This window comes from Agrobacterium genomosp. 2 str. CFBP 5494, from assembly GCF_900013495.1.
Taxonomy (GTDB): domain Bacteria; phylum Pseudomonadota; class Alphaproteobacteria; order Rhizobiales; family Rhizobiaceae; genus Agrobacterium; species Agrobacterium pusense.
In genome coordinates, this window is the sequence record NZ_LT009720.1 from 114,752 (window position 1) to 126,690 (window position 11,939).

Annotated in this window: 7 protein-coding genes and 4 pseudogenes; 8 read left to right on the plus strand and 3 right to left on the minus strand. The window is 55.4% G+C overall.

The window, feature by feature from the left end:
* Window positions 1-25: 25 nt before the first annotated feature.
* Window positions 26-458: pseudogene (locus AGR2A_RS24975) on the minus strand (IS6 family transposase); the annotation flags it as partial.
* 766 nt (window positions 459-1,224) lie between these two features.
* Between AGR2A_RS24975 and repA the strand changes: the two are divergent.
* The 3 genes from repA to repC all read left to right on the plus strand — a co-directional run bounded on the left by repA (window position 1,225) and on the right by repC (window position 4,884).
* The gene (gene repA, locus AGR2A_RS24980) at window positions 1,225-2,448 is read left to right on the plus strand and encodes a plasmid partitioning protein RepA (RefSeq protein ID WP_072492741.1); all 1,224 of its coding nucleotides are present in this window, start codon (window positions 1,225-1,227) and stop codon (window positions 2,446-2,448) included.
* The gene (gene repB / locus AGR2A_RS24985; RefSeq protein ID WP_072492742.1) at window positions 2,445-3,473 is read left to right on the plus strand and encodes a plasmid partitioning protein RepB; all 1,029 of its coding nucleotides are present in this window, start codon (window positions 2,445-2,447) and stop codon (window positions 3,471-3,473) included. Before repA ends, repB begins: the two co-directional genes overlap by 4 nt.
* 196 nt (window positions 3,474-3,669) lie before the next feature.
* A complete protein-coding gene (gene repC, locus AGR2A_RS24990; RefSeq protein ID WP_072492743.1) occupies window positions 3,670-4,884 on the plus strand; it encodes a plasmid replication protein RepC in 1,215 nt (404 codons plus the stop codon).
* Between the two features lie 468 nt (window positions 4,885-5,352).
* Here repC and AGR2A_RS24995 read toward each other — a convergent pair whose 3' ends face one another.
* Complete coding sequence (locus AGR2A_RS24995; RefSeq protein WP_072492744.1) at window positions 5,353-5,691, minus strand: helix-turn-helix domain-containing protein; 339 nt, start codon at window positions 5,689-5,691, stop codon at window positions 5,353-5,355.
* Window positions 5,692-8,132: 2,441 nt separating this feature from the next.
* Window positions 8,133-8,315, minus strand: coding sequence for a hypothetical protein (locus AGR2A_RS25005; protein ID WP_072492746.1), 183 nt, complete (start codon window positions 8,313-8,315; stop codon window positions 8,133-8,135).
* A 469-nt stretch (window positions 8,316-8,784) separates the two neighbouring features.
* On the opposite strand from AGR2A_RS25005, the pseudogene AGR2A_RS30475 reads away from it, so the two are divergent.
* The 5 genes and pseudogenes from AGR2A_RS30475 to AGR2A_RS25030 all read left to right on the plus strand — a co-directional run bounded on the left by AGR2A_RS30475 (window position 8,785) and on the right by AGR2A_RS25030 (window position 11,930).
* Window positions 8,785-9,089 (plus strand): annotated as a pseudogene (locus AGR2A_RS30475) (type II toxin-antitoxin system VapC family toxin).
* A gap of 54 nt (window positions 9,090-9,143) precedes the next feature.
* Window positions 9,144-10,187: pseudogene (locus AGR2A_RS25015) on the plus strand (bifunctional transcriptional activator/DNA repair enzyme AdaA).
* Between the two features lie 77 nt (window positions 10,188-10,264).
* Window positions 10,265-10,942, plus strand: a pseudogene (locus AGR2A_RS25020) (isocitrate lyase/PEP mutase family protein).
* A 329-nt stretch (window positions 10,943-11,271) separates the two neighbouring features.
* Window positions 11,272-11,520: a type II toxin-antitoxin system VapB family antitoxin gene (locus AGR2A_RS25025; protein ID WP_072492747.1), complete on the plus strand. Its 249-nt coding sequence runs from the start codon at window positions 11,272-11,274 to the stop codon at window positions 11,518-11,520.
* Complete coding sequence (locus AGR2A_RS25030) at window positions 11,517-11,930, plus strand: type II toxin-antitoxin system VapC family toxin (RefSeq protein WP_072492748.1); 414 nt, start codon at window positions 11,517-11,519, stop codon at window positions 11,928-11,930. Before AGR2A_RS25025 ends, AGR2A_RS25030 begins: the two co-directional genes overlap by 4 nt.
* Window positions 11,931-11,939: the final 9 nt, after the last annotated feature.

Consider the following 11,939-nt stretch of genomic DNA (forward strand, 5'->3'; position numbering starts at 1 on the left):
TAGCAAGTTAACCAGAAGAATTTGCGACACGCCCGGTGACAATCCTCTTTGGCGCGAGGGCTTGCTTCTTCAGCAGCCTGATCAGCAATCGCTTGGCAGCCTTGGTGTCTCGACGGGTCTGCACGATCTCGTCGAGAACATATCCGTCCTGGTCGACGGCTCGCCAAAGCCAATGCTTTCGCCCGCCGATCGTTACGACCACTTCGTCCAGATGCCAGATATCCTCTCGCGACGGCGCCTTTCTGCGCAGTCGCTTTGCGTAGGCCGCACCGAATTTCCGGCCCCAGCGCCGGATCGTTTCGTAGGACACGACGATGCCGCGCTCCAGCAGCATTTCTTCCACCAGCCGCAGGCTTAACGGGAACCGGTAATACAGCCAGACGGCATGGGCGATGATCTGCGGTGGGAAACGGTGGTTCTTGTAGCTGATGGTCGGCGTGCTCATCACGTCCGGTTATCCGTCAACCGTTAAGCCACGAACAACGTGACAACGCCCGTCTAGGTCATAGTGACTGGCCCACGTGCCCCTCCGATTTGCCCTGCGAACAACGCTGAACTGAGCGGGCGGATGCTCCCTTCCGTATGATGCCTGCGTAGCGCCATCGTGGCGCTCACGGAGACAAAGCAGATGACACAGGTGGATATCCCTGCGATCGACCTCGCGAAGCGGAGGCTCCAAGTCTGTAGAGCGGATCGCGGCGGGGCGGTTCTATTTAATCGGGTTCTCTCGCGAGCTCGACGATTTTAGCGTTTTTTGAACCAGCAGTTGCCATGCGTTGTCGCGATGGGTTTATGCCACCAGCCATTTCCGGGGCCGTGTTGCAAAAGGGTGTCGCCATAATGTGCGTCTAGTTCCGCCGATCTCTGTGAAACCGTTCGTCAAACGACAAAGGAACAACGCGGCCGATGCAGCGGCGAATCGCGCAGACTGTCCAACGACCGAACATGCATTGTTCTCGCCGATGATGACGGGAGAGAAGCGCATGGACATCATTTATGTGTCGATAAATGACTCTTGAACCAACAAAGATCAAAGCCGGCCTAATGGCTTGAGGGATTGTAGACATTGTAGGATATCTGGATTCTTGTTCCGTTTTTGGTTCAGGGCGCCGGGGCAGCCTTAGGGTTTGTGACCCGTTGGTCTCTGGACGTAAGGCGAGAATCGTGCTGTATCTTTGGCGGGCTTTGGGCGGCAAACCGAACTTTAGCCGCCAAGGGGGCGACATGGCGATAGCGACTAAGATTGAAACGGCAATTGCACAGAAAGAAGATGCAGGTGGCAAGATTGCCCGTCACGCAAGCCTTTTGTCCCAGCAATTGCAGGAATTGCGCACGCGCATGTACCCGCCCAAGTCAGAAAAAAGCCTGCGTTCTTTCCTGACCAACGAAGTTTCGAAGCTCACTTCCATACCTGATTCCACCCTGAAACTCTTGTCGAGCGAGGGGCGCGGTCCGATTCCCGGGCGGCTGGAAAACAATCATCGCGTCTACACCCTGGCCCAGATCAACGAATTGCGGGAGCTTTTCGCAAGCCAGAAGCCTGCCGACGCATTGAGATTCTTGCCCCGGCGCCGCGAGGGTGAACACCTTCAGGTGGTGGCAATCGCCAACTTCAAGGGTGGCAGTGCCAAGACCACGACCTGCGTCCACCTTGCTCACTATCTCGCCTTACAAGGCTATCGTGTCCTCTCACTGGACCTCGATCCGCAGGCGTCACTTTCCGCTCTCTTCGGCGCCCAACCTGAATTTGACGTCGGCGCCAATGAGACTATCTATGCGGCGTTGCGCTATGACGATGCAGAGCGTCGGCCGATCCGCGACATCATTCGCAAAACGTACTTTGACGGCATCGACCTGATACCGGGCAACCTCGAGGTCATGGAATATGAGCACGAGACGCCCAGGGTTCTGGCGCAGAAATCCGGTTCAGGGGCGATTTTCTTCGAGCGCTTGAAACTGGCATTGGCCGAGGTCGATCAGGACTACGACGTCGTCATTCTCGATACCCCCCCTTCCCTGGGGTTCCTCACCCTCAGCGCGATCTACGCCGCCACCAGCATGATTATCACCGTCCATCCGGCAATGCTTGACGTGGCTTCCATGAGCCAGTTTCTGTTGATGATGGGAGACCTGATCAGCGTGCTGAACGAAAGCGGCGCACAACTCGATCAGGATTTCATTCGCTATCTGGTTACCCGCCACGATCCGAACGACGCGCCGCAGTCGCAGGTAGTCGCGATGATGCGTCATCTGTTTGGCACGGATGTCCTCCTGCCAACCTTGATCGAGAGCACGGCTGTAGAAGCAGCGGGGCTTGCGAAGCGCTCCATCTATGAACTCGAAATGGGCCAAATCGGCCGTGACACGCATAAACGCGCTCGCGAGGCGGTTGACGCCGTGAACGAAGCGATCGTGAAACTCATCAATACAAGTTGGGGGCGCAAATGACGGGCAAGTCATCGCGTAAGTCCATCGTGGCGAACTTTGGGCTGCTTTCTGCGGAGTTGGAAAACCGGCTCTCGACCGAGAATTCGGCCCGCGCTCCCCAGCCCGTGCCAACTGCGCGAGTGGGCGCAGGCGTGATCGGTGCGGCGCATCGGGCAATTGACGACATCAAATCTGAACGCGACCGCCTGAGGGCGCTGGTGGAAGCCGGCGGAGGCACGGTCCGCGAACTCGATCCCTTAAGTATCGACCCCTCGCCCTTTCCTGATCGCCTTCCTGACGATGATGCGTCCGATTTCGAGGCTTTCCGGAACTCGATTCGGTCCGAAGGTCAGAAGGTTCCCATACAGGTCCGTCAATCACCTTCGTCTCCTGATCGCTATCAGGTGATCTACGGCCACCGCCGGCTCCAGGCAGCCAGAGACCTTGGAATTCCGGTCAAGGCGATCGAGGTCGAGATTTCCGACATCGAACTTGTTATCGCACAGGGTATTGAAAATGCTGATCGCCAGGATCTGAGCTGGATCGAGCGCGCCCTCTTCGCCCGCCGCATGGATAATGCTGGTGTAAAGCCTCGGGATATCAAGGCTGCGCTGTCTATCGATGACCCCGAACTCGCTCGCATGCGGTCCGTTTACCGTGTCGTACCGACCGAAATCATTGAAGCAATCGGGCGAGCGGGCAAGGTCGGTCGTCCGAGATGGGCGGACTTTGCAAAGAACTATTCTGAAAGGCCGGATCTCCACGATGCATTGAGCAAGGTTTTATCCGGCAGCGCCGAAAGGCGCCTAGGATCGGACCAGAAGTTTCTTGCAGCATTCAATGCTCTTAAACCGAAATCCCCCCCGAAGGAGACTGGCGAGGTGATTGCTGGACCCGCAGGCGAGCAACTGGGCAGGCTTGTGCGTACGGCCAACGAGGTTCGTATTTCAGCGCATAAAGCGTCCGCGAAGGAATTCCTGAGCTTTATTGAATTGGAGTTGCCGGCGCTGGCTGAGCGCTTCAGTCGTGAGAAGTCCAAGAACTGATCGAAGCCGGAAGTGGATTTCGATACGAACTAAGGAAGGAAAGCGCGCAAAAGAAAAAGGCCCCCGAAACGTTGCCGTCATGGAAGCCCTTCTCGTTGTGTGAGAGCTTGAGAATCGCATTTCCATGAATCCTAGTCAAGAGTCTTTGGCACCGTTTTGGTGAGCGTTGTTCTTTTGCCTTTTGAGAGGCGAGGACATGGATGGTGCACAAGTAACGACGCCCTTTGGGCGGCGACAGGTTACCCTTGCGCTTGTGAGGCGGCAAATCGCCACGAGCAGGATCGAGGAAGGTAAATCGGCAAACAAGTGGAAGGTTTTTCGCGACGCATCGGAAGCTCGAGAGGTGCTTGGTCTGCAGGATCGCAGCCTTGCGGTTCTCGATGCCCTTTTGAGCTTCTATCCGGAAAACGAACTGCGCCAAGACGCGCAGCTCGTTGTCTTTCCCTCGAACATTCAGCTGTCAATTCGCGCCCATGGCATTGCAGGCGCGACCTTGCGTCGGCATCTTGCGGTCCTCGTTGATACCGGATTGATTATCCGCAAGGATAGCGCCAACGGCAAACGCTACGCCAGAAAAGGCGGCGATGGCTCGATCGAGCACGCGTACGGCTTCGACATATCACCTCTTCTTATGCGAGCTGAGGAGCTTGCGTGCCTCGCCCAGCAGGTTGCTGCCGATCGGATCGCCTTTAGACAAGCAAAGGAAAATCTGACGATCTGCCGGCGGGATATCCGCAAGCTGATCACTGCAGCTGTTGAAGAAGGGGCAACAGGCGATTGGGAGGGAATAGAGGAGCGCTATATCGCGATCGTGGGAGAAATCCCGCGCAATCCCACCTTGGCTGAACTGGATGACCTCGGTCTCAGGATGAGCAGTCTACGCGAGGATATCGTCAAACTTCTGAATTCTGAAGATTTTTCGTCAAAAATGAACGTCAGTGATGCTCATATTGAGCGTCACATACAGAATTCAAATACCAACACTCCTCATGAACTTGAACCTAGCTCTCGAAAAGAGCAGGGAGCGAAGCCGAATGAGGACAAGCAGCCGCGGCATGTGCCGATCAAGGCTTTCCCAATCGGACTTGTCTTGCGGGCCTGCCCTGAAATTTCAAACTATAGGCCCGATGGCCAAATTCGGAACTGGCGTGAACTCATGACAGCCGCAGTGGTCGTCAGATCCATGCTTGGGGTTAGCCCGTCTGCATATCAGGAGGCCTGCGAGGCAATGGGTCCAGAGAACGCGGCAGTGACGATTGCCTGCATTTTGGAGCGCGGCGGTCACATTAATTCGCCGGGCGGATATCTCAGAGATCTGACAAGCAAGGCGAAGCGCGGTGAATTTTCACTCGGACCGGTCCTGATGGCTCTGCTGCGTGCCGGCGGTCACAACGTCAAAGCCACCGGGTAACATTGGGTCTCATGGATGCGTGCGAGAACAAGAATTGTTCCTCCAGGCAAAGTGAGACCGAACGGACCGTGAATTTTATGCTGAGGGCAGGATATAGTGCTAGTGCCGTCGGTCGAGGAGACATCCTCGGTGAACCCCGAGCCCGGATCGCAGGTGAGGATTGACGCGTAGGATCCTCTTTGAGGGACCAGCACATAGTGCCACGTTCTGTCGCGAACTAGAATGCATCGATGCTAACCACGATGGGTCGATCGCGGACACCCATGAATGTCAGTTCGTCGATACAAGGCGTGCTCGGATGTCGTGCCGTCATTGGTTTCAACATGAGCGAAATCTGCTCCCAGCCCCGACCCCCATAGCCGATCGCTGCGGCGACTCAGTTTGGTAATGTCACGTCGGCATACGGCCGGGCGCTGCTTTGTGACCCGTAGCTATTCTCGCAGGCGCAAGGGCGGCAAGAGTCTCGATCTAAGCCGACCATGCCAGCAGTAAGGCGAGCGAAAAGCCCAAGGCTTCCTCCACCTCCCCTGCCCTTCCACGGCGCGCGTAGCGTTTCTCGATTGGGCTGTCCTTCCCCACCATCAATCGCGGCGTCCACGAGGACTGCCAAGTCCCGTCGTACCGTCGCGGGGCCATGCCGCGGGCGCGGATCGACAGCCGCGTGTTAGACGGGAATGCGATCAGGCCGCGTTTGCCAGATAGCTCGTCGGCTGGATAGAAAGTTACCAGGACGTCAAGTACAGCCGGAACGCGATCTGTCACCCCCGGCGATGGCCGTGCTGCGCATGTCGCCAGAATAGCTTGCATTTATTATGAAATTCCGGCCCGGAGAGTTGCCATTGGCATAGCGCCTTAGGCGCGGCGTCAAAGGTTATGTCTCGTAGCTGGCCTCGTGTTGTCGCTGGTGAGATAATCCAGCTCCCATTCCTTCTTGATGTCCTCGTCAGTCATGCTCGGACCGACCCGTGGCACGACAATTGCTCTGTCGCAGGGCGGCCCTTATTGAACGCGAGGGCATCGAGCACCTGCATGATCTTGTCCTTCTCGTTGTCCTTCCACTAGAAAGGCGCGGTAGGGTCAGGAGCAATCCAACCTAGGCACAATTTGCACCGAGATTACCGCAGATCCCGTTTCGCAACGCATTTCAATGATTGCTATGATATCCATCAGGTTAGCATCGAGGTGCAGCGTCTTCGGTGGACCTCTAATGCGGCCAGCGGCTGCGGTGTGCGCGTTAAGTTCGCTCAGAATTTCGGGAGACAGGGGTTTGGTGATCTCCGCGAGGTCGCATCCTCAATGGGAATTACCGCCCTTGTAAACAGCGCCTATATTCATCTTCAAAAAAGCCGAGATGAGATTGGCAGTTTATCCTCAGGCATTACGAATCCTGACCCCCCACAATGGCCAGAGGCGCTCTGCGGGGCGTGTTTTCTCGCGTCAACCTTGGGGTTTTCGCTTCGAGCGACACACGCAACGGTGGTGAAAGATCGAAATGGCTCCTGTTCATTAAGCGAAAGCCTCTTTTCGTTTTCCTGTTCCGTTATTCAGTCGTCTGGCTGATCCTTGGCGGCGGCATGTCCAGTGAGGGGGCCAAAACTGTTCTCGTAGCAGCTATCATATCTGTGGTAATCCCCGGCGACGATGGCGCGCCAATTGCTGGTTTCGACGTCAAGGTGACGTCGATGATCTTATGGGGAAGAAGATCGGGTTCTCAAGGATGTCGCTGGCCTGGTAACCTCGTTCCGATAACCGAGAGGATTGCATACGACAGGGGTGCAAAGAACGGTGTAGTCGAAGCCGGTACGCCTGTGGCCGGCGTCGGATTTTCGATCTCTGTGCCGAAGTCCAAAGCGAATGCAGGCGTCAGCGGGGTGGTCACTTATTTCTCTGCAAACGAAATGATGTGCGATGGTGGGTACGTAGGCACGACAGGACGACCGTCAAAGCCGTCGGAAAGAGGATCCCGAAACCGTGCTCGGTTCTCGGCATTGATAGACCAGCTATGCTTGGGCGTAAGACGGCGGAACCGCCCGCAGCGTGCACGCGATCAGAGACGTCACCCGCGACGAGGGCGTGTTCAATGTCATCCGGGAGGTCGAATTGGTAGGCAAGGATGCCGTTATACGGTAGATACAACTTCGTGGAGACGGCGCCTTTCAAGGTCTCCATGTCAGTATTCCAGAAGCCGGTGACATCGCCGCCGCGATTCTCGCCAGCGGCCTAGGCTGTGACGATCAGGTCGACTGTTCCGCGTCATCTGAGTCGTGATTGACTCCGCCAAAGCGGCGTCATCAAATCATTCTAGACCGCTTCAAGATCGAATTCCTGAGGAAGCTCTGTGGGGAAGTTACGGCCGACAATACCGTGGCCACCTTCTCCTGCCCTGTATCCATGGCATCGCGGCCGACCAAAAACGGTGATCGCCTTCTTACCGAGGATTAGGACTCACTGGCGGGCGTGAAGTCGCCGAACATCCTGTTCGCAGGCACCGGAAAACGGAAGAATTCAGCTACACTGCAGCCCATTCTGCGGCCATCGCACCTCTCGATCTTCAGGGTGGTGGCTTTGACGCGCTTTACCAACTTCGGGGAATGAAACGAGATCCCCCCTCCCCTTCTCCGCAACAACGGCTTTGCAATATCGCGCAGTTCCGACGCTTTGTGCGCAAGATCAGTGTGAACATTATCTCGTCGGCAGTGCATTTCCGATCATACCCCAAAGCTTTGTTGTCGAAAGCATGGGACTTGCTTGGCGCCTTGAAATTGAAATTGGCTCTGGTCTTATGGGGAATAGGACCGAGTAGCAACGTTGAAGGCAACCAGCCCCATTCCCTGGCGGACCATCCGCAACCTTCCAGAGTTGGTACTCTAGTGTAAAAGAGTATCGAAGTCCCGCCCGGTTACGATCCGGCTCATGCCAGACGGTGGAAAACCTTGTCAGCTGACAAGGTTTACGGCGGTAGTCGTGTCCGGGGTGCACCATCAGAGAATCGAGCACCGGCGAACTTTTCGCATCGCTTCAGTTGAGAATGCCCTGCCAGCTGACAACGTTTCGCAGTGACAATCTGCTTGAGGCTTGTCGAAGTACCACTGTTTCACGGAGTGGTGCGTTTCGGATCAGACGAAAAACCTTGTCAGCTGACAAGGTTTTGGTGCTCGGCCTTGGTCAACAGGCACGCCGTGGCTGGGGCCGCTGGCGCGCCTTTGGACATCCCACGGTGGTGAGCAGCCCATCTAAGCATTAGCGGCTCAGGCGCCGACAGGGTAGGGAATGCCGCTGGAAGCAAGATCCAAGACAGCAAGGTAGGCGAGATCAGAGGTCAGCGCCCACAGCGTGTTGTCGCCAATGCCCTCGCTGACGAAATGGCGTAGTGCCTCGACGAACTGGACGGTCAGAAGTTCGGAGAGTTCACCCCTGGGCTCACATGGCACACAGATGGTGGCCGTCTATAGAGGAAGTTGGCCGAAGCATGGCGTTCAGAACGGATGTGCTAGTCTCCCCGCCGAGCCTTGCATGACAGCAAAACACAGGACGAAAAATTTGAAACAAGAAGTAGCCGCTAGTTTACTTTGGACCCATAATGAAGGAGCACTCAGCGGTACCCTCGCAACTATTTGTCCGTAGTTCGAAATCCGCGCCCTTGCTACATAAGCCTACCGGGCGAGAGAATCGCGCGACTGACGACGTCGAGTGCGCGCTCGAAACATAGGAGGCCCGAGAGCCGGGGACCGAACTTGCTGCGAATTGCTATAGTCGTCTTTCGTCTCCGTCGGGTGTGCATTCGATTTCGGGCTTTATCATCGATGAAAATTGACGTGCTCATAAGTCCATGGAGCTTTGATTTTTCTCGACATGAACGTGACCTCGGAGGCTTGAAAGTATGCTTCCGGATCTCCAGTAATAGCGTGGCTTGCTCGCTATGAAGCCGAACTTGCACTGCCGGAGGTTGCGGTTGCTGTGATCGCTTTTGGTATTCCAAAAATCAGACCGGATCAGCGTGCAGATCGTCCGGAAGAGGGATCTTGTGAGCTGGCGTCGCTGGTTTTCCAACAAGATGTTTTCCCTTCACGGAAGAAGCGGAATTGACCCATGGGATATCACGTTGGAGAAGCTGCGTGGTAGGGCAGGGCACCGGTTGGGTAAACGGACTGAAGCTGTTGGATCGCCGAACCACGGGCGTTGATCCGATCACCCCAGAAAAGTGAATAGACGCTCGAAAATCGGCGGCGTGTTGTTTTTATAATGGCTAGGAATTCCACATGCTATTTGACTTTCCGAACCTGACACACTCTACGCTGCTTTACTGGCCTGAAATAAACGTTCCGATGGTCAAGTCTTCGTGTGTGTCGCTTCAACTGGCGTTTCCTGCGCGAAAAGCTAAGCGCGAAAACCGCACGTTCTCACCCACGATCGGCGAATGCGTTGAGGCTGGATACCGCTCGTGCAAGCGTTGCCATCCTCTTCGGCGGCTGCCCTTGCTGATCCGACAATGCTGCTCTCCGGCATGCTCTCGACATGCGGCCCGACCGTCGTTGGTCTGAAAACCATGTGATCAAACTCGGTTATGACTCCTCAACCGTGCGGCGGAGCTTCAGACGTCAATTCGGAATGACATTCCTTGAAATGGCGCGTCAACGGCGGCTCCGCGAAGGATTCGAGACACTGGCCGTTGACGGGAAAGTTGTTACGACTCAACACGACGACAGCTTTGGATCTGCCAGCGCGTTTCGCGCCGCTTTCGCGCGTCTACTCGGCAATCTCCATCTGAGTTGCAATCGGACAAGTTGCTACGGGCAACATGGATACCGACGCCGCTCGGCGACATGATCGCCGTGAGTAGTCGAAGCCATCTTCACCTTTTGGAATTCGTGGATCGAAAAGGTCTGCCAGCAGAGCTCAAAAAGCCACAGCAGGCATCCAAAGAGAGTATCGGCAGCATGCCTCCCTCGGAGGAGGCCATGGCAGAACTCGCTGAGTATTTTGCGGCCCGCTGCGACAGGTTTTCAACACCACTTGCGATGTCCGCCAGCCTTCACTGAACGTGTGTGGGACGTATTGCGAGAAATTCCATCTGGTGAAACCCGAAGCTACTCCGAAATTGCCCGTCAGATCAATCATCCCACCGCAATTTGCGCGGTTGCACGCGACAATGGTGCCAATCTAATAGCTCTCACGATTGCTGTCACAGGGTCACCGGAGCAGACGGATCTTCGACGGGATATGGCGGAGGCCTCTGGCGCAAGCAGCGGCTGATCGAAATCGAACGTCAACTTAAAACAGTAAATAAGGATTACCCTGCGTAACAGCCCAAATCGAAAAGACCAGTACTTTCGAAGCTTACACAAACCATCGAACCCACTGTTTCTCTACAGTATCTGGGATGCCGGGAGTGCCCTTGCCGTGGAACGCGCTGGGGTCGAAAGGTGTTGCGTCCAGCAGCTGGTCCGTTGCTGCTGCCCAAGGTTATGCAGATGGCCAAGAGCTGCGCTTCGAGGAGATGCTTGCAGTTGTCACTAGGATCTCAAAATCGGTGCAACTACGGGTCACCGTGGATTTTGAGGGTGGGTTTGCTGCCGATCCTGAAACTGTTGGGCAGAACGTCTGAAGGTTACTAAAACTCGGCATTGTCGGCTTCAATTTTGAGGACCAGATCGTGGATGGCCCCGGCCTCTATGGTGTTGATGATCAGGCTGCTCGGATACGCACGGCTCGCCATTCAGCCGATTCTACCAGTGTTCCAGCATTCATCAATGCCCGAGACGTCTTCCTAAAAGCCGATCAGGGAGCCGCACACGCTGATTTAGTCGAGGAGGCGCTTGTCCGCGAGAAAACATATGCGGCGGCCGGCGCTGACCGCTTTTTCGTTGCTGGATTGACAGATGATGCGTTGATCCGCCAAGTCTGTAACGCGGCAACAATGCCTGTTAATTTGATGACAACGAGCAGCAGGGACGTCCATAGGTTAGCCGAGTTGGGCGTGGCCCGCATCAGTTTAGGACCGGCACCATATATCGTTCTCATCTCTGCCGTTGAAAAAGAAGGGAACGCTTTTCTGTAACTTCGAAGGATGCTCTGGAGATTAGTTTATCCTTTAATGCTTAGCAGCCAATTCGCCCATCTGCACCTCATGGACCTGATCGTCGGTCGACGCCTGGCGTATTCGATAAAGCGTTTTGGGGAAAGTTGGTTGGTACATGGCGCATGCCGTGATTTTCGCACGCGTTATTCAGGCGTTTTGCTGTTGGTTACTACGCAGGACGGTAATGCATATTGGCCAAAACCACAGGCCGCCAAATCAGAAACAACGAATAGCCACCAAAATGGCAGATGCCATCTTGATGGCTATTTCGATTTGAGTTACATTAGATCCAGAGGAAGGAGCACTTAATGGTAACCCCGCAACTATCTGTCCGCAGTTCCAAAGCGCGCGACCTTGCCCATAAGCTCGCCCGCCGAGAAAATCGCACGATTGCCGACATCGTCGAGCGCGCGCTCGAATCCTATGAGGCTCGAGAGGCGGGACGTGAACCCGCTGCGAAATTCTATAACCGTCTTTCATCGCAGTTGGGTACGGATATCGATTTCGACAGTATCATCAATGAAAACAGACGCGCTCACAAAGGCGTAGAGCTTTGATTTTTCTCGACACGAATGTGATGTCGGAGACGTTGAAGAAAGCTCCCGATTCTGCCGTCATAGCATGGCTGGTTCGTCACGATGCCGAATTGGCACTGCCGACGATTGCCGTTGCTGAGATCGCTTTTGGTATCCAAAAGATCAGGCCGGATCAGCGCGCTGATCGCCTGGAAGAGGGACTTGTGAGCTGGCGGCGCCGGTTCTCCGACAAGATGTTTGCCTTCACGGAAGAAGCAGCATTGGCCTATGGCGATATCATAGGAGACGCTGCGCGGAAGGGGAGGGGTATGTCGGTTCCGGACGGCATGATCGCGGCGATAGCGCGGATCAATGGTGGCCGGTTGGCAACCCGAAACCTTAAAGATTTCGAGACAACAGGCCTTGAATTGATCTCTCCTTGGCAATTCTGACAGTGAGAT

Excerpts from the sequence above, each read along its gene's own strand:
- repA (WP_072492741.1), top strand. The coding sequence starts at position 1,225 with ATGGCGATAGCGACTAAGATTGAAACGGCAATTGCACAGAAAGAAGAT.
- repB (WP_072492742.1), top strand. The coding sequence starts at position 2,445 with ATGACGGGCAAGTCATCGCGTAAGTCCATCGTGGCGAACTTTGGGCTG.
- repC (WP_072492743.1), top strand. The coding sequence starts at position 3,670 with ATGGATGGTGCACAAGTAACGACGCCCTTTGGGCGGCGACAGGTTACC.
- AGR2A_RS24995 (WP_072492744.1), bottom strand. The coding sequence starts at position 5,691 with ATGCAAGCTATTCTGGCGACATGCGCAGCACGGCCATCGCCGGGGGTG.
- AGR2A_RS25025 (WP_072492747.1), top strand. The coding sequence starts at position 11,272 with ATGGTAACCCCGCAACTATCTGTCCGCAGTTCCAAAGCGCGCGACCTT.